Genomic DNA, 19,373 nt, shown 5'->3' with positions numbered 1-19,373 from the left:
GCCGGGGCATGACCCCGGCTTTTTTGGTGTTACCAATCCTTAGGGTCAACTTTGGGGCGAATTTTGACACGAACCAAAACGGCAGTAATATTATCATGACCGTTGTAGCTATTAGCAAAGTCGATTAATTGAGTCATTCCTTTATCCAAAGATTGACTCGAACTGAGTAAGGGTAATAGATAGGTTTCCCAATGGTCTTCTACTAAATCATTGTCACACAAACCATCAGAACAGAGTAGAAATATAGTGTCTTCAACAACGTCTAAAAATCGAATATCCGGTTGTATGTATTTATTATCGTGGGGGCCTAGGGCTTGGGTAAGTTGATAGGCATCGGGTCTAGCATAGGCTAATTTTGGCTCAACTCCACTTTGAATGGCCCTCTGTCCCACTTCGTGATCAATGGTCAATTGTTCGAGTCCCTTTTTGCGACTAATGGAGTAAACTCGACTGTCTCCGACGTGAGCCACTGCCACTTTTGTCTGATCGACTAAAATTAAGACCAACGTGGTTCCCATGCGTCCACTGCCAGAACTAGCGTTACTTTGATTAACAGTGTAGAGATTTTGATTAGCTAATAAAATGCCTTGTAAAATAGTTTCTTGGTCAGGAAAGTCTTTTTGCCAATGTTGGGCGAAGAAGTTTTCTAGGGTTTCGACGGCCATTTCACTGGCCACTTCTCCGGCGGCATGACCTCCCATCCCATCACAAACAATATAGAGTCCTCGACCCTCTACCAAAGTGTCTTGATTATTTTGTCGAATAGTGACGTTGGTTTTCATGCCAAAATAATCTTCATTGTGATGTCGCTGTCGTCCTCGGTCGGTGCATCCTAAAGCCGTTAAGTTAAACAATTCCATCGGTAAGACTGCAGTGGCATCATTGGCAATATCTGTGGTGGTTGGGATTTCTTCTAATTGACCACTCAAAAATTCCCCTTGAAATTCGGGTAATTCTTCCTCAACAAAGTCCCTAGAATTGGGGGAAGATTGGGGGGGGAGTTGCTCATCTTCAGTCATTTGTTGCTCTGCTGCTAAATCTTGCAGTTGTAAGCGTAATTGGGCGACTTGGTTGAGCTTTCCTTCGGCCACTTGTTGAATGAGGGTGGCCAGTTTACTGGTAGCGGGATAACCCCCTTTGTTAAACCAACTTTGCCATAATTGACCTAATTGTTGTAGGGATGGGGGATCATTGGGGCGATCGGGATATAATTTCACTAATCCGAAACTTTGATCTTCATCGAGTCTCAGGTTATCTTCTACCAGGAGACTTTGACAATAGTTGATAACGGTTAAACTTTTCCAAAGCGTAACCATTTGATTAAGCCAATAAATAATCTGGAGGGTGAGTAAGGAGTGATTGATCAGTAGATCCTGAATGGTTGGCCAATGGGTGCGATCGCCTAATAAGATCACTTCTGTTTCGTTATCGATCCAACCGTCATAAACTTCAGGAACAATAGGGGTTAAGTCTTTGAGGAGCAAATAGGGGAAGGCAAGGGAAGGAATATTCATTTGCTTCCATAGCAGGGTGGGATCGTCTTCTTCGCTTTCTTTTAATAGGTCTGAGACTTGATTGACTAATGTTTGTAGGGTGGCTTTTTCTAAGGGTTGACAGTCAAGCACTTGGGCCTGATAAAAGATATGGGTAGCAGTGGTGGCAATGACCTTAAAGGTCTCTTTTTCTGCTAGGGGCCAAATTTGATATCTTTGTCCGAGATCGAGATAATGGTTATCAAAGGTTAAATTATCGTTTGTCTGATCACTGTTGATGGGTTGGCTTAAAATCACCTGCCAAAGTTTCCCAATGAAGGCACCACATTCTGAGCAATTAGCTTGAGAAAACGGGTTATTATGACCACATTGAGGACAGGTTTGATGGGTCAAGGATGTTTGGCACTGTTGACAAACTTGACTATTGTTGGAATTTTCTGAGTGACATTGGGGACAAACAAGCATAAATGATGACACCGGTAGGAAACTGCTAAGACAGGATACTTTATCAAGTTTTTTATAGGCACAAAAGACAAGATTTTTCCCTTTGAGATCGGAGATTTCTTGAGAGAAAACCCAGGATAGATACTAGACTGTTTGATTCAGTCCCAAAATTGCCGTTAACCCTCTCACATTGTGACTATTTCTCTTTTTTTATCATGCCTCTGTTACTCCTTCGAGTCAATTAAACTCAACAATTCTATTACTTTCCTATGTTGGCTCGTTATGATGGAAAAAATACTAGGTAGAGGTCTGGGATGGTTTCCCCTGACACAAGCGATCGCCCTTTGATTTATAGTGGCTTGACTTCTGAACAAGTCCAGTCAAGTCGTCATCATTATGGTAGCAATATTTTAACCCCTCCCCAACCCATTTCTTGGTGGTCTCTTTATTTAGATAAGTTTAGTGACCCTGTGATTCGTGTTTTAATGATTGCTGCTATCATCGCTTTAGCGGTTGGCATAATTGAAGGAGAATATACAGAAGCGTTGGGCATTTTGATGGCTATTTTTTTGGCCACAACCCTTGCTTTTGTTAATGAATATCGGGCAAATAAAGCGTTTGATTTACTGAATCATGTTTATGATCAAACTCCGGTTAAAGTCATTCGTGATCATAAATTTACCCAAATTTCTCGTCAAGATTTAGTGGTCGGTGATCTCGTTTATATGGAACAAGGGGATGAGGTTCCAGCGGATGGAGAACTGTTAGAAGCAGTCAGTCTCTTAGTGGATCAAGCTAAAATTACAGGTGAATCTAAGGCGGTTAAAAAGTTACCTAAATCTACTATTTTATCGGCTCATTCTCAACAACAAACCTATCCTCCTTTTCAGGTTTATCGCAGCACCATTGTGGCTCAAGGTCATGGGGTTTTTCAAGTGACCGCTGTGGGCGATCGCAGTGAAATTGGCCAAGTGGCTCAAGCGGTCATTTCCATTGAAAATAGTTCATTAACTCCTTTAAATATTCAATTAGAAAAATTAAGTAATTTAATTGGAATTATTGGTTTATTAATGGCAGGACTGACTTTTTTAGGACTGTTAGTTCAAGGATTATTGAGTAAAACCCTTGCTCTCACCTCTCCACAAATTTATGTTTTAAGTTTGATTATTATTAGTAGTATTCTTATCTTAATTCCGGTTTGGGTTCCGATTATCAAAGAAGGCTTAGATGCCCTCAATTTATCTTTTAGTTTACCTAAATTTTTGACGAGTTATTCCCTTAATTCCTGGTCATTGAGTTTGGCAAGTGGCTTACTTCTTTTTTTGGGGGGTATTGCCGTTATTTATTTCCGGGGATGGAGCCATGATTTTAACGATATTATCTTGCCGCCATCCGTGGGAATTATTATTTTAAATTATTTTATGGTTGCTGTTACCATTATTGTGGTGGCTGTCCCTGAAGGGTTAGCTATGAGCGTCACTTTATCCCTTGCTTATAGTATGGGAAAAATGGCGGCCATGAATAATTTAGTAAGACGAATGCACGCTTGTGAAACCATTGGGGCTGCTACGGTTATTTGTTCTGATAAAACAGGGACATTAACCCAAAATAAAATGCAAGTTGAAGTAGCTAATTTTCCTTGTATGAATGCTTCAAAAACGACACAAAAACAAGTTTATCAAAATATAATTTATGAAGGAATTTCTGCTAATAGTACCGCCGACTTAGAAAGGACTTCTCAAGATAGTTTTTCTCCCATAGGTAATGTAACAGAAACGGCTTTATTATCATGGTTAGACCGCCAAAGTGTTGATTATCTTCCCTATCGTCATCATTTTCAGGTTATCACTCAATTGCCATTTTCTCCTGAGCAAAAGTATATGATGACAGTGGGTAACTCTAGTGTTATGACAGGCAATATTATCTATTTAAAAGGTGCGCCTGAGATTGTTTTATCTCACTGTTCTCAACAATTAACTTCAGCAGGAATCAAAAATTTAGATAATAAAAATCAATGGTTAGAAACTTTTGAGAAATATCAAGAAAGAGGTCTAAGAGTTTTAGGATTGGCTTATAGTTATTTAGATAATCAGGTAAGAGAAGAAGATATTAACAATGTTAATCATGATTTGATTTGGTTAGGATTTTTTGCGATTACTGATCCATTGCGTCCCGATATTATAGAAGCTATTAACCGTTGTTTTAAGGCAGGAATTGAAATCAAAATTGTCACAGGAGATAGTCAAAAAACAGCCGAGGAAATTGCTAAAAAACTGAACTTATATGCTTCAGAAAATTGTGAGAATCTGACTCATTTTCATCTAACCGGTCAACAGTTTAAGCAACTTGAAGATAAGGAAGCAAAAGAAGTCATCAAAACCTTAAAAGTATTATCAAGAGCCACCCCATTAGATAAACTAAGATTAGTCAAACTATTACAAGAAAACGGTGAAGTTGTCGCAGTTACAGGGGATGGAACTAATGATGCTGCTGCTTTAAAACAGGCCCAGGTGGGTTTATCGATGGGCAGTGGAACAGCGATCGCAAAAGAAGCCAGTGATATCATTTTATTAGATGATTCCTTTAATAGTATTGTCACGGCGGTGATGTGGGGACGATCATTATATGAGAATATTCAACGATTTTTGATGTTTCAATTAACCGTTAATATTGTGGCTTTAGGCATTGCTTTTTTTGGTCTATTTATTGGTATTTCTTTGCCTTTAACGGTGACACAAATGCTTTGGATCAATTTAATTATGGATACCTTTGCAGCCTTAGCTTTAGCCACGGAACCTCCTCACGAAACGGTGATGAATCAACCCCCTCGTCATCCTCAAGAGTTTATTATTTCTCCCAAAATGTTGAAGATTATCATTGGAACAGGGATTATCTTTTTACTGTTTTTAATGGGATTTTTAGTTTATTTAGAGAGAGATGGAGCGGTCAACCCCTATGAACTTTCTATCTTTTTTGCTGTTTTTGTTTTCTTACAATTTTGGAATTTATTTAATACTCGTTGTTTTAGTTTAAAAGAATGGTTTTGGCAAGGATTAGGAGACAACAAGGCTTTTTTAGCTATTACGACTATAATCTTTTTAGGACAAATTGTGATCGTTCAGTGGGGAGGTAAACTATTTAGAACGGTTCCTCTTTCCTTAAAAGATTGGGTCTGGATTGTTTTGGGAACCTCTCTCGTATTATGGATAGGAGAATTGTGGCGTTTTCTCCTAAGAAAAAGAACAGACAACAAGGCCCAGATCGAATAGAAAATAATGACTTTGTTGTCGCCTGTTCTATGATAATTTTTTGGGAAGCAATTCATTATGAATTGGTGTTACTATCACCACTATAGGGTTGTGCGCCGATAGAAGGGGGAACGTTATCATGAGGGGGACTAAACGCTTCGGCGATCGCTTCTGCTAATTTACCAAAAAATCCGGGCTTCTGCTTTAATTCCTCTAACGCTTCGTCGACATTTTCCGATGAAAATTCAAACCCTTTTTCTTTAGCTAATGAGGTTAATTCATCTGGGTTTTTGACGGTCTGTAATTGTTCTTTGAGGTCTTGATTTTTCGCAGCCTCACCTAAAAATTCAATAACTTTCTCTTTAGCCATGATTATCCCTTAAATAATTAACAAATCGTAAGAAACTCATAATAATCTTGAGTTTTCATTTTCATTATATAATATTAAGGAAGTCAGACGTTGTTTCTGAAACTAAGATTTACGCGCTGTCTCAAAAACGATTTCCTTTAAAAGACAGGGTTTTAGCCCCAATTAATTACGATAAAAAAAGCACCTTCTCCTTGAAAAAGTGCTTTTTGCATTGTTTAAAATAACTTCAACTTTTTTTAGAAGCTATGGTGATAACTCATTAGTTACGGGGGCGCGCTTGGTTAACTTTCATAGAACGTCCCATCCATTCTGCACCATCTAAGGTGTCAATGGCTTTGCTTTCTTCTTCTTCTGTATTCATTTCTACAAAAGCAAAACCTCTAGGACGACCCGTTTCACGATCTGTAGGGATATGAATGCGCTTGACAGAACCATAATCAGAAAATACTGTGTTAAGGTCTGCGTCTGTTACCTCATAAGCGAGGTTTCCTACATAAATTGACATAAAATTTGTCTCTGTTTTGAATGAACTTGTGGAGATTGAGATGTCGGAGAGAATGCTGTGGATACTTAACAGGAATACCAGTCAGTTATATTAACCTACTCTTTGAACCGATTTACAATGCTCGTTTATAATCATAGCATACAAAATCTTCACTAACATAATTTTTTTTCCCTTGGAGACCATGCTTGCACCAGGAAGACTAGGAAGAGAAGGAAACCAAGGGAATATGGAAAACATTCTTATGGGGATTTTCGTTGCCTATACCTCCTCCCGAGGATCAGTAGATCACAAAGATCCTAGTTAAGATTGCAGGGGAGGGGGAAGATCGGAGCAAGGGAGAAAGAAAATAGTTTAAAACACAGGTAATAATGAGAATATATCATATTACTAGGTTATAAACATCTTAAAATGTCTTTTTTTGCTCATTAAAGACTTAAAAACATCTCCCCTGCTCTCCACTCCTCGCGCGTTCACGCTTGTCGGGGAACCCGACCGGGGTCGCTCGTCTCCCTTGCAGCCAGAACTTGTCAGTTTTTGCTCTGCTGAGGATACCCTCCTGCCTAGAATATAAGTTCTAGTCGATCAAAGGGTTATTAACAGGTAGCTAATTATAAGCTGCATTTTGTTGCAACATTTTAATCTCTTGTAACACTTGTTTTCGATCAGATAAATTACCTACAAGCCTTCTTTGAGAGGAAGACGCTGACTGTAGGAGTAGTGTGGGAATAGCAACAATTTTTTCGGTTTCAGCTTTCTCGAAGTTATCTAAAATATCAATAATTTCTATGTGGTAATCATCGTTGAGATCATCATGATAAATTTCAGTGAGAGTGGTTATAGCTAGTTGAGAATTAACTGTATTACTAGCAATATATAATTTCAGAGAATAGGTAGATTTCATGGCAAATATTATTCCTTAAATTAGGGTAAGCAGTCGAACGTATCTATGACACTTCTGTTCGCAGAAGTTAGATTCAGTCTTCAGATGGGCGTTTTCAAGAAAAAAGTTTATGATTCTTTAATGGCGAGATATTCTACTTTGAGTTAATCTCGACGGAAAACATAGGGCATTTACTTTTATTGACACCTTGAAATAATTCTTCAAGTAAGTTTTCTCAGAATGCCCCTTAAATAGTGACATTTGATACCAACATCATCAGATTTTTTCTTTATTGTGAGAGTAGTCTTAAATCAAACAATTTACGGCGGTTTTTTGGCTCGTTGCTTCCAACAACCAGCCTTGATGAGTAGTCAATGCAATATTCATCTTTATAAACCTCTATAGTGTTTGTCAGTCCTCAATTTCATTAAGAGTTAAGTAGAATTTGGCATTTTTTGTGAAGCTAATCTCCATACTTTCTCAAAAAATTTAGCCAAATACTAAGATTATTGCCATATAGTCTCTTAATGAGCTTGGGGTCTTTTTTGAATGATCACTGTCTTAAGTAGCAAAGGTTTAAGTCAGAAACTAAACTCGCTTTGTCACAATATTTACATCTTTATTATTTTTTAGTGTAGCAAAAGATACGGTTTAAGAATAAAGGTATAGAATCGAGGGGAAAACTATCTTTATCTTTAGAGGTTTACGAGAAAAAGGATTGTAACCTTTTATTAAATTTAAAAGCTAGGGTTTTACTGATTTAGAGGAAAGGAAGGGTAGAATAATTTCCTTGTTGCCTTCCTTACATTGATGTGAAATTTTGGTAGTCTACATAACTTTGACCCCTTTTTTAACCATTTTTAGCTTCTAAATTAGCGATCCGACTTTGTAATTCTTGATTTTCTTGTTTCAGTTTTTCGAGTTCATCTCTAAGGGATTGAATTCCTTTATCTGAGCCTAATTTTTTCTGGACTTTTTTGATAGCTTCTTCAGCTTTTCTTTTAACTCTTCCATCAGGGGTTCTATCGGCTAATCCTTGTAAAATTGTCACCGCTTTTGGGGTTTCCATTTGTCCTAAGGCTATGGTGACAGCCACCTGAGTTAAAAAGAAAGTTTCTTGAGAAATAGCGTCTAAAATCTCTAGGATTTCCTCTAATTTATTGGGGGTTTGGCCGGTGGAAATACTACCTAATGCACGAATGGCTGCTAACCGTAAAGCTTGAGGAATTCCTAATTTTGTATATTCGACAATGACATCTACTGCATCAGGGTTCGTTTTTAGTTGACTTAACCCACCAATTGCTCCTGATCTTACCACTTCATTCCATCCTGAACGGGTTTCTAAGACATTTTTTAATAAGTCGATGACTTCTGGGGTTTTGTCTTTTAAATTCCCTGATAAAATTGTCCCTAAACTTCTGGCGATCGCCGCTTGACAGTAGTAGCTTTTTTCTTCCGTTTCTAAGCAGGTTTTTAAGGTATCATAACAGTCTTGATTTTTGATTTTACCTAAGCTTTCAATAACCGCCCGTCGGACTTTTGCGTTATCATCTGATAACCCTTTTTGTAAGGCTTCTCCTGCTTGATCTAAGGAAATTTTCCCTAACTGTTTGGCAGCTTCTAATCTCACCCCCCAAAAGGAGTCTTTTGTCAAGGCTTCTTCTAAACTTTTAATAGCTTCTAAGTTGCCTTTTTTCCCGATAGCAATGGCTGCATAAATGCGAGAAACGGGGTCAGGATCATGGCTTAATTGGGCTTTTAATTCGGCAATGGGATAGTCTAATTCTACGGTTTTTAGAAAGTAGTTATTAACGTCAAAACTAATAAAGTCGGGTTTACTTTCTAAGGGAAAATAGAAAGTTTGTTGTTTCTCATGAATCCGTAAGGTGAAGGTTTTCATGGCTGAGTTTTTATAGCCGAAACCGATGGGAATTTTCAAATCGAAACTATCTTTACTATTGCCATTTTCTTCGGTTACTTGGGTTTGAGTAACGGTTAATTTAGCTAAGTTATTATCATTATCCCAACTGTAATTTATCTTGTAGTCGGGATGTCCTCCACGAAAGACATATTGATCGAAGAGGAATAATAAGTTATAACCGGTTGATGTTTCAATTGCCCTTAATAAGTCGATAGTTTCTACGGTTTTGTGGGCATTTTCATTAACAAATCGATGAATGGCTTTATCAAATAATTCCTCTCCTAAAATGCCTCGAATCATGTGATAAACACAAGCCCCTTTTTCGTATAAATGGCGATCATATAATTCAATGGCTTCTCGATAAATATTCGTTACAATGGGACGACGATAACGAGAAGAATCTTCTTCTAAATAACTTCTCGCTTCGTTTAATAAATAGTAAGCAGCGTCATCTTTTCCGTATTCGTGTTCTGTCCATAAAACCTCTGAATAGGAAGCCATTCCTTCTTTAATCCAAGCGTGAGACCAGTGTTTAATTACCACTAAATCACCAAACCATTGATGGGCTAATTCATGGGCAACTAAACTTTCAGTAAAGGGTCGATCATTCAGGGCTTTTTCATCCACTAAACAGCGATCGGTTAACAGGGTAGTTGAGGTATTTTCCATCCCTCCAAAGATGAAGTCATTAACACAAACTTGGGCGTATTTAGGATAAGGATAATCATAGCCAAATTTTGCGGAAAAATAGTCGATCATTTGGGGGGTTTTACCCATGCTTAACTTGGCTTCTTCTTCTTTTCCTTTTTCCACATAATAATTAACAGGTATTTCCTTCCATTCATCTTTGATTTCACTAAATTCTCCCACTGCTAAGGTCATTAAATAAGTAGGATGAACTTGTTTTTGTGACCAATGATAAATGGTTTCCTCGCCAACGGTTTCTTGATTAATTAATTCTCCGTTAGATATGGCCATGAAATTGTTAGGAACTTTAACTTTAATTTCTGAAGTTGCTAACTGTCCCGGATAGTCAAAACAAGGGAACCAAAACCGTGAGTCTTCATCTTCTCCTTGGGTCCAAACTTGGGTAGGTTTCTGGGGATAATGTTCAGTTGGAGCGATAAAATAGAGTCCCCGTTGAGGGTTTTCTACTTCATAATTTATGATAATGGTAATAGGATTTTCTTGGGTAGGTTGTAGAAGGTTAATGGTTAATTTTTCTTGGTCATAATCAAAGGGTTGACTGACTGTGTTGATGAAAACAGAATTGATGTTTAAATCAACTGCATCTAAAATTAATTGATTAATACCGGAACGGACAGGGGTTAACGTAATCGCGCAATTTCCTGTAAAGCTTTGATTAGGAATATCTAGGGTTAAATCGAGGAAAATATGATTAACTTGTCCGTAGCGATCGGGATTATAATGGGGTTTAGCACCGGGTAATTCAAATTTACGGTTATTATTTTCGCTATCAAAGTTTTTCAGATTCATAAGACGGGTAATAATAAAAGGACTTTAGGATGCTATTAACTTAGACCTGTTAGTTATTATATAATAACAGTAGCTTCTTTTTGTTATGATCTTAATAAGCTTAAGAAATAATATTACTCATTCCCTCATTCGGAGTGCTATATCTGAGTATAGTCATCATCCCAAAATTGAATGGAGTTATCATCATAAAATACGGTTTTTGCCTCTTCAAAAGAAACACCATGCTTTTTTTGATTAATTCTGTTTTTTTGTGATCCCACTCAAACAGTAATTTACTGATGATGATCTTCTAACATAAACAAGTCCACCAATATTTGAATCATTATTTTGATAATATAATTAATAAGACAAGTTAGTTCTTTTCATCGCTCTTTATTAGAACATAATTATGGAAAGAAATACATACTTTACTTCAAAAAATACCAAAATAGAAGGAACATTAACTTTACCTGATGGGATTGATAAACCTCCTGTTTGTTTATTGATTGGGGGTTCGTTTCCGCAAACTCGTGATGGAAATTTAGATAATTCAAAAAAAGACTGGTTCCCTGTTGCTTTACCTGAAAGAAATTTATTTAAAGATGAAGCAAAATTGTTTCAAGAATTAGGTTATGCTACCTTTAGATATGATAAAAGAGGTTGCGGAGAAAGTGAAGGAAATTGTGACACAGTTGATTTATTTGACTTAGTGGATGATGCTAGAGAAGCTATCAAATGGTTAAAAACTTTACCTGACGTTGATAATAACCAAATTGGTATTTTAGGACAAAGTGAAGGGGCAGTTATTGCCTTAATGTTAGCTGCTGAAAACTTAGATTTAGCCTTTTATATTTGGCAAGGAGGTGTTTATCGTAACCTAGAAGATATCTTATTTTGGCAACGGGATAATTTTTGGAAATTGGAACAAGATGCCATTGAAAATTTTAAGCATACCTTTCCTTTAATGTATTGGGTTTATCTAAAAACTGATGAATTATGGAATAAGATTAAACAAGGAGAAACTTATTTTAAGTTAGGAGATGAAACCTGGTCAAAAAACTTTTATCTTCCTCTCTGGAAACAACACTACGATCACCCACCTTATGAATTCATTTCTAACATAAACTGTCCTGTTTTATTATTACATGGAGAACTCGATCATAATACTCCATACACAGAAGCATTATTAGCAGCAGAAGCGTTAAAACAAGCAGGAAATACCCAAGTAACAACTTATATTTTTCCAGGGTTAGATCATAGTTTTCGACGCTTAGGAAACCCCGACGAAGATTTTGTAACCGCTATGAAACGCCCCCTCGATAATGAAGTAACTAAAGCGATCAAACAATGGCTAAAGTCAGATTTAGAATTGAGAAGTTATGATTTATAATAGTAAGGTGGGCAAAGTAAAAGTCTATTTTAAACGGTTTGAAAATCTTTCTATTTTTTGTCAACCTTAAAATCAATTACTTAGCTTAATATAGCCCTACGCATTAAGTTTAGGACATTTCCCAATCCTGAAACCTTTTTACAGCTTACCCTTGCCACCCCCTCTAACTCCCACTTTTGTTAGGGGGAGAACCCTTGCCACCCCCTCTAACTCCCCCTTTTGTTAGGGGGAGAACCCTTGGCCATTCCAAGCGTGGGTAGCACTATAATAAATAATTATGAATGAAGAAAAACTAAACCAATTACGTCAAAAAGTTCAAAACTTAGCCCTAGACTATCATAAAAAAGATGACTTTACGGGATGGTTTGAGGTTATCTATACCGACGCATTAGGAAACCCCGAAGAAGTTCCTTGGGCAAAAATGCAGCCTCATCCTTGTTTAGAAAACTGGTTAAAAGGGACAGATATAACGAATAAAAAAGCCTTAGTGATCGGTTGTGGTTTAGGGGATGATAGTGAATTTTTAGCCAAAAAAGGAGCTAATGTAACCGCTTTTGATATTGCACCCTCATCAATTGAATGGTGCAACAAACGCTTTAATAATAGTTCTGTTAATTACTTAGTGGCTGATTTATTACAATTAGATGATAGCTGGAAAAATAGCTTTGATCTTATTTTTGAATCTCGAACGATTCAAGCATTACCTATTAGTATTAGACAAGAAGTGATAGAGGCGATCGCAACCTTATTAAAACCAAAAGGAACCCTCTTAATTGTGACTCGTCTTCGAGAGACAGAAGACAGTCCCGATGGACCTCCTTGGGGGGTTTCCGAAAGGGAATTATCACAATTTTATCAATATGGTTACGAAGAAATAACTCGTATTCCTTACAATGATCCTAATAACCCCTCTATTAAACAAGCATTGATTGAATACCAAAGAAATAGACTATAAAATAGTCTGTATTTGCTCAATTTTTGCAACAATATGATCATTAAGCTTGTTTAAATAGGTTATGTAATTAATAACCCATTAAACTAAGTTTTCAAGGCACAATGTTTCGATAAATAGGGTTGAGGAAGCATCAAGGAAGGGTCAATGCATCCCCTTCTGATTTTTCCTACCCTTTTTCTATGTCCCAACTTAAGGGTTGTTCTGTTCAACCATTCCCACACTAGAGTAACTGTTATAGGATATGTTGGGCTTACGGGTTTTTTGAATATCCTCTTTAATTTGATCGAGATCGATGTAACGATCGGCTACATTAATTAGACTATCGCTGGTCATCGATCGCAAGCTGACCACTTCGATGCGGGCCCCACGATAACTAACGGAGTCGGCCGCATAGGCTAAGTCTCCATCTCCACTCACAATGATAGCCGTATCATAAGAACCCACTAGGGCCATTAAGTCCACAGCAATTTCTACGTCTAAATTAGCTTTTTTGGAGCCATCGGGCAATTGGACTAAGTCTTTGGCAATGACTCGATAACCATTCCGTCTCATCCACAACAAGAACCCCTGTTGTTTTTCGTTGGTGCGATCCACTCCTGTGTAGAAAAACGCTCTGAGAAGGCGAGAGCCTTCGGTTAAACGATAAAGTAGCTTGGTATAATCAATTTCAATGCCTAATTGTAATGCGGCGTAAAATAGATTCGAGCCATCAATAAAAATGGCAACTCTACCGCGATTTTCTAAAACTTGTTCTGGGGAAAAAATTGAATCATCTTCAAAGTCATCATACATGGCTGATAAGCCTCTTTGCTCGTCGAAAAAGGAGGGAGTATGAAAGTTATTTGTGAGTTCGGGTTTGTATTTCATCGTAAATAGTGGTTGTTTTCAATACAAAAATAGAAAAAATGTTAATTTTTTCAGTTGTTAAGGGTTATCTTCTGAGGGAGGATCTAGTTTAGCAAAGATGGGTTGCGGTTTCGCTAACCCTTGATTAACCGCTAGTTTCCCCCATTGACTATGGTGAGCAAAAGGAATAACTTCATTCAAGCGATCGCTTTCATTAAAGTCCACGGAAAACCCCAGTTGTTGGTAGATTTTGCTACTCAAATTAGGAATAATAGGAGCTAGTAAATAAGCAGCGAGCCGCACTGATTCTAACACTCCATACAAAATCTTTTCCACTTCGGCCTGTTTTCCTTCTTTAAACAAACGCCAGGGAGCTTGTTCATCGATGAATTTATTCCCTGCTTGAATTAAGGTTAAAATCTCCTCACATCCCTCATTGAATTTGAGCGTTTCATAGGCTTGAATCACCTTTTCCCCTAAGCTCAAGCCTATGGTTTTTAGGGGATGTTCCTGGGGTAATTCTGTTGCTGTGATCCCAGGTAATGACCCTTGACAATATTTTTGAGTCATTCCTAAGGTTCGATTGAGCAAATTCCCTAAATCATTGGCGAGATCGGCGTTGAGAATATTAACAAAACGAGTTTCGTTAAAATCACCATCTTTTCCACATTCTATCTCTTTTAAGAAATAGTAGCGCACTGCGTCAGCACCGTATTTATCCACTAATTCAAAGGGATCTAAGGTGTTTCCTAGGCTTTTACCCATTTTCTGTCCATCTTTTGTTAAAAAACCATGACCAAAAATTTGCCCTGGCAAAGGTAAGTTGGCCGACATTAACATGGCGGGCCAATAGATGGCGTGGAAGCGCAAAATATCTTTACCGATTAAGTGTAAATTAATTGGCCACCATTTGGATAAGGCATTGTCTAGGGTGGGTTCCTCCTCGGGTTCGAGTAAGGCCGTCACATAGCCCAATAGGGCATCAAACCACACATAAATGGTATGGTTAGGATCATTGGGGATGGGAAAGCCCCACTCTAGGTTGACGCGAGATATGGAAAAGTCTTGTAAGCCTTGATTCACAAAGTTGAGAATCTCGTTGCGACGGCTTACTGGTTCAATAAATTGAGGGTTGCTTTCGTAGAGTGCTTCTAATTGAGTTTGATATTTTGACAATTTAAAGAAATAATTTTCTTCGTCTCGCCATTCTGCTAATTTGTTGGGATGCAGAGGACAACAACCGTTTTCTAATAATTCTCGTTTTTCTTTAAATTCCTCGCATTGCACACAATACCACCCCTGTTGTTGGGCGAGATAGATATCTCCGTTATCCCACACCCGCCCAAAAAATTCTTTAACGATGGCTTGATGCCGAACGGCGGTGGTTCGACTAAAGCGATCGTATTGAATATCGAGTTTTTGCCATAATTGTTGAAAACTGCCGACAATCTGATCACAATGATCTTGAGGTAACAGTCCTTTTTCTTCGGCGGTTCGTTGTATTTTCTGCCCGTGTTCATCAGTGCCGGTAATGAAAAGAACGTTTTCTCCTATTAATCGCTTATAACGGCCAATCACATCGGCAATTATTGTGGTATAGGCACTCCCAATGTGGGGAACCCCGTTTACATAATATAAGGGCGTGGTTAAAGCAAATTTTCTTGACTTTGTTGTTTCTGCTGTCATTTAAACTCAGGGGTTTTCAATGAATATTATCCTTAAAGTCTATTGGGTCTAAGGACGGTATTTGCTAAGGGTTAATTTTAGCTATTTTTATTGTGTATCATGTTTTAATTATTAACTCAATTATATCTCTCATTCCAATAAAAATAATCTTAAGACCTTTATATTAAGACATTTTAAGTAGCAGTAAACTCTAGTTACAATTATCGTTGATAACTTATTATTGTGTTATTCTTTTTAAAAAAAGAGGAGATCACCTCTTTCAGGGAATTCTTACCTTCAGATTAGAAGATGATATAGAAAAAGCAATGCTACTTATTTATTCTATATAGGAAACCCTATCTAAAATTCAAACTTTTAGATAGGGTCTATGGAAAGCCTCTATTATTAAGTTAAGTAACAGATTTACCTAATCAGCCTTCTTTAGCTTTGTTTTTTACCTTAGACTTGAAAAAACCTCCTATTGCTATGGCACTTCCTGCCCCTAGTATGGTTAAAGGTTCAGGCACAGGCTGGGTTGGGCTTAGAGTTAAGACTCGTAAAGGATCAAGAGCCGAGTGAGTCGTAAAGTTTACTCGAATGGTTTGTTGATCTAAAATTGTTACTACATCACCCGGTAGAAAACCTCCTGGTTCTTCAAGACTCCATCCATACTCAGGTCCTAATGAATGCCATGTTTGTGGGTCGTTATTTTGATCAGGGGCGAATAAATCGTTGTCACGATATAAAAGCCTTGAGTCACCGATTAATCCCACAATGATCCCTGAAAACTTAATGGTTGCACTAGCTTCCCATCTTCCCTCATATTCTCTTCTGGTTTTGGCTAAATAAACCATGTGGCTATCAACCACCAGTCCTGGCTCAAGATATGAAAGATTTGTAATATTATCCCACTCATTTAGAGTCTGATAACCAATCGGTCTATCCAAGGTGACTTGTTGCTCTTCGTCAAAACCCACTATAGAGAGTGATGGTGTTACCTCATTGTACCAGGGATTATCATCGGAATCGTACCAAAAATTATCCACCTCCAATATTCCCTGAGATTGACCCCAAAGAATAGAAGCTCTAGCTGACGAGGGAGCCATGGTTAACAGTAGTGTGGCTCCAGCAGCTATCTTTAAAGGGAAAAGTAGTGATTGTTTAAGCATTTTTAAGTATAGAAGTCGTCGTGTTTTTATGAATTCAAGTAATTACAGGGGTGCATAAATATTGATTTTAAGACGGGCTTAACTAAGCATAGCATAAGTTTGTTGTCAATAAGTATGATAACTTTGTTAATAAGGGATTAGCTTTAAACAAAGAAAAAGTATATGGTGACCTTTTTCTATCCTACAAAAACCTCTACAATGATAACCATACCCTTAGATATAGATAATCTCTAGGATTTTTCCTAAACCCTTAATAATTGATCTTGATATTATTTCATGAAAAAGCTGATTAAAGACTTAATTTATCCACTGGTCAAGTCTCCTCCTGACTTTTTAATTATTGGTGCGCAGAAAGCAGGGACAACCTCTCTATATAACTATTTAGTCCAACATCCACAGATTATTGGTAACAAAACCTGGAAAGAGGTTCGTTATTTCGATGTCCCAGAAAATTATAGTCAAGGGTGGAGTTGGTATTTGGGCTGTTTTCCCTCTAAAATCGAAAAAGGGAATCGCTTAACCTTTGACGTATCTCCGAGTTACCTTTACTTTCCTGAGATTCCTCAACGAATTAAGGAAGCTTTAGGGACAATTAAAATGATTGTCATTTTGAGAAATCCAGTTGATCGTGCTTACTCAGCTTGGAAAATGTACCATAGCTTTGCCAATAATCCTGAAGTAGCTGAAAATAATAAGAAAATTGCCGATGAACGCACGTTCACTCAAGCGATTCACCAAGAATTAAACAATGAGTGTGCTCCAGACATCTATCCTTATGATTATATCAACCGAGGCAAATACGTAGAACAATTAAATAACTATTACCAATACTTTGACAAAAATAACCTGCTTATTCTTAGTTTTGAAGAATTAAAAAATAACAAAAGAGCCTTATTAAATAAAATTTGTGAGTTTCTAGAAATCGAGCCGTTTCCTGACGCAATTTTACAGCAATTAGAAAAGAAAAGTTACAATGTGGGCAAGGGAGTAGAGATAACGGCTGAGCATCGCGAGGTATTAGAGAAACTCAAGAACTACTTTATCCCTTTCAATGAGAAATTGTATGAGCTTCTGAATAATTCTTATCATTGGTAATCAAGACTGTTATCCTCAAAGGTTAACGTGGCGAGCAGATCAAGATAATAGGTTGATGGAGAATTTTCTTGGACGACCAACCAATTATTTACAACTATTAAGACAATAATGTCTCTTATTAGGCTAAAAATGGTTAAAAAAGAGACTGATAGACCCATTCCTCTTGAAAAAAAACGACTGAGTTGATACAGTTAATTTGAATATTTTTAATATCTCATAGATAGAAAGATCAAGTAAGTTAAATGAAAAAAACTAGGAACCCAGTCATTGCCATTGGGATGGATGCGGCAGAACCTTCTCTGCTAGAAGATTGGATGTCTCAAGGATACTTAAAAAACTTATCTCGTCTTCGTGAACAAGGAATTTATGGAAGACTACAGAACTTTGATGATTCTAATGTAGAAACAGCCTGGACTACATTTGCCACCGGTTGTTCTCCTCAAAAAACCGGTTTCTGGGCCCATATGGGGTTTAAAGAAGGGACTTATGAAACAGAAACCCGAGCAGCTTACGACTTTAAGGAATATCCTGCTTTTTATGCCTTAGGAGAAGATTATCGGGTAGCGGCCTTTGATGTTCCCCAAGTTCGGCTAACGCCTCAAATCAATGGGATTCAGGTAGGGGGTTGGGGGGCTCATTCTCCCCAAGTTCCCACCGCTTCCTTACCCGAATCCCTCCTCGAAGAATTAGAAAAAAAGCATGGTGGAAGTCCCGCTTTGCATAACGACTATTCCGTATGCCTCAATCTTGAACAGACACTAAGAATAGAAGATAGACTAAAAACTGGCATTCTTCGTCGGGTTGCCACCTGTCGAGATTTGCTGGAACGGGAAAATTGGGATTTATTTTTAACGGTTTTTAACGACCCTCATTCAGCTGGTCATATTTTCTGGCATTTAAGTCAACCGGATCATCCTTTGTATGAGACATTCAAATCTCGCATTTCCCACGATCCCTTACTGGCTATTTATCAAGCCATGGATGATGCCATCGGTAAAATTTTAGAAAAAGCCCCTGAAAACGCCTATATTGTCATTTTTTCCGCCCATGGAATGGGATCTGCCACCATTGACTTACCTAGCTTTGTTTATCTTCCTGAGTTCATGTATCGGTTTAACTTTCCCGGTCAATGGAGACTGGCCCACGGAGATATATCTAAACCTTTACCGCCTCCTGTGACGAAAATGAAATGGAACTACTGGGAGCGACATTTGTGGGGGGATAAGTACGAATCCAACCCCATTCGTCGTTTTTTACGAAAAGAAACCCCAACACGGATTTTCCAGATTCTTGAACCCTATCTTGACCGAACCGAGGAACCCGATATAATTTCACACTCTCAATTGAGACGCCAGGGAGAAAAAGTTGTACCTTGGAATCCGGCACAATGGTATAAACCCCTATGGCCTTCGATGAAAGCATTTGCTATTCCTAGTTTTGCTGAAGGTTACATTCGTATTAATCTCGAAGGACGAGAACCCCAGGGAAAGGTTACTGCTTCTGAGTACCATGACTTGTGTGATGAAATTTGTGAAAAGCTTTATGCCCTGAAAGAGCCTCGCCAAGGGATTCCTATGGTCAAAAAAATTGTCCGTACCCGAAAAGATCCCAATGATCGTAATCCTAAACTCCCGGATGCTGACTTAATTATCGTCTGGCAAGATGATTATCCCACCGATGTCATTGATAGTCCTGACTATGGACGCTTTGGACCTTTACCGCACTATCGCTCGGGAAGTCATAGGGAAAAAGGTTTGATTTTGGCCGCTGGACCGAACATTGAAGCCAATACAACCATTTCCTCTGGACACGTTTTGGATTTAGCCCCTACTCTATTATCGTTAATGGATGCGCCTATTCCTGAATATCTTGAAGGTAAGCCGTTACAACTTCTCAAAACCGATTAAATGTTAATT

The 19,373-nt window shown here is 37.9% G+C and carries 13 protein-coding genes and 1 pseudogene; 5 read left to right on the top strand and 9 right to left on the bottom strand.

Annotation, left to right across the window (positions count from 1 at the left end; genetic code table 11):
- Positions 1-29: 29 nt before the first annotated feature.
- Positions 30-1,958, bottom strand: coding sequence for a serine/threonine phosphatase (locus C4E06_RS06565; RefSeq protein ID WP_107667334.1), 1,929 nt, complete (start codon positions 1,956-1,958; stop codon positions 30-32).
- 293 nt (positions 1,959-2,251) lie between these two features.
- Here C4E06_RS06565 and C4E06_RS06560 point away from each other — a divergent pair, with 293 nt between their 5' ends.
- Entirely contained in the window at positions 2,252-5,206 is a 2,955-nt protein-coding gene (locus C4E06_RS06560) for a calcium-translocating P-type ATPase, PMCA-type (RefSeq protein ID WP_107667333.1), read from the top strand.
- A gap of 55 nt (positions 5,207-5,261) precedes the next feature.
- Here C4E06_RS06560 and C4E06_RS06555 read toward each other — a convergent pair whose 3' ends face one another.
- The 5 genes and pseudogenes from C4E06_RS06555 to C4E06_RS06535 all read right to left on the bottom strand — a co-directional run.
- A complete protein-coding gene (locus tag C4E06_RS06555) occupies positions 5,262-5,555 on the bottom strand; it encodes a Nif11-like leader peptide family natural product precursor (protein ID WP_107667332.1) in 294 nt (97 codons plus the stop codon).
- Positions 5,556-5,814: 259 nt separating this feature from the next.
- Positions 5,815-6,060 carry an RNA-binding protein gene (locus C4E06_RS06550; protein WP_107667331.1) on the bottom strand — a complete coding sequence of 82 codons (246 nt, stop codon included), beginning with the start codon at positions 6,058-6,060 and terminating at the stop codon, positions 5,815-5,817.
- 604 nt (positions 6,061-6,664) lie between these two features.
- On the bottom strand, positions 6,665-6,961 hold the full coding sequence (locus tag C4E06_RS06545; protein WP_107667330.1) for a circadian clock KaiB family protein: 297 nt from the start codon (positions 6,959-6,961) through the stop codon (positions 6,665-6,667).
- A gap of 829 nt (positions 6,962-7,790) precedes the next feature.
- Positions 7,791-10,358 (bottom strand): M1 family metallopeptidase, encoded by a 2,568-nt coding sequence (locus C4E06_RS06540; RefSeq protein WP_107667329.1) that lies wholly within the window; start codon positions 10,356-10,358, stop codon positions 7,791-7,793.
- 140 nt (positions 10,359-10,498) lie between these two features.
- Positions 10,499-10,638 (bottom strand): annotated as a pseudogene (locus C4E06_RS06535) (BrnT family toxin); the annotation flags it as partial.
- A 108-nt stretch (positions 10,639-10,746) separates the two neighbouring features.
- Here C4E06_RS06535 and C4E06_RS06530 point away from each other — a divergent pair.
- Entirely contained in the window at positions 10,747-11,727 is a 981-nt protein-coding gene (locus tag C4E06_RS06530) for a S9 family peptidase (protein ID WP_107667328.1), read from the top strand.
- 277 nt (positions 11,728-12,004) lie between these two features.
- Positions 12,005-12,682 (top strand): class I SAM-dependent methyltransferase, encoded by a 678-nt coding sequence (locus C4E06_RS06525; RefSeq protein ID WP_107667327.1) that lies wholly within the window; start codon positions 12,005-12,007, stop codon positions 12,680-12,682.
- 189 nt (positions 12,683-12,871) lie between these two features.
- Here C4E06_RS06525 and C4E06_RS06520 read toward each other — a convergent pair whose 3' ends face one another.
- The 3 genes from C4E06_RS06520 to C4E06_RS06510 form a co-directional block, all read right to left on the bottom strand.
- Positions 12,872-13,474: an NYN domain-containing protein gene (locus tag C4E06_RS06520; RefSeq protein ID WP_087593781.1), complete on the bottom strand. Its 603-nt coding sequence runs from the start codon at positions 13,472-13,474 to the stop codon at positions 12,872-12,874.
- A 132-nt stretch (positions 13,475-13,606) separates the two neighbouring features.
- On the bottom strand, positions 13,607-15,214 hold the full coding sequence (gene metG, locus C4E06_RS06515; RefSeq protein ID WP_107667326.1) for a methionine--tRNA ligase: 1,608 nt from the start codon (positions 15,212-15,214) through the stop codon (positions 13,607-13,609).
- Between the two features lie 410 nt (positions 15,215-15,624).
- The gene (locus C4E06_RS06510; protein WP_107667325.1) at positions 15,625-16,362 is read right to left on the bottom strand and encodes a PEP-CTERM sorting domain-containing protein; all 738 of its coding nucleotides are present in this window, start codon (positions 16,360-16,362) and stop codon (positions 15,625-15,627) included.
- Positions 16,363-16,638: 276 nt separating this feature from the next.
- Between C4E06_RS06510 and C4E06_RS06505 the strand changes: the two genes are divergently transcribed.
- Positions 16,639-17,457 carry a sulfotransferase domain-containing protein gene (locus tag C4E06_RS06505; protein ID WP_107667324.1) on the top strand — a complete coding sequence of 273 codons (819 nt, stop codon included), beginning with the start codon at positions 16,639-16,641 and terminating at the stop codon, positions 17,455-17,457.
- 242 nt (positions 17,458-17,699) lie between these two features.
- Entirely contained in the window at positions 17,700-19,364 is a 1,665-nt protein-coding gene (locus tag C4E06_RS06500; RefSeq protein WP_107667323.1) for an alkaline phosphatase family protein, read from the top strand.
- Positions 19,365-19,373 lie beyond the last annotated feature (9 nt).

This window comes from Cyanothece sp. BG0011 (assembly GCF_003013815.1).
Classification (GTDB): Bacteria; Cyanobacteriota; Cyanobacteriia; order Cyanobacteriales; family Microcystaceae; genus Crocosphaera.
This window is presented reverse-complemented; position numbering and strand designations above follow the sequence as displayed.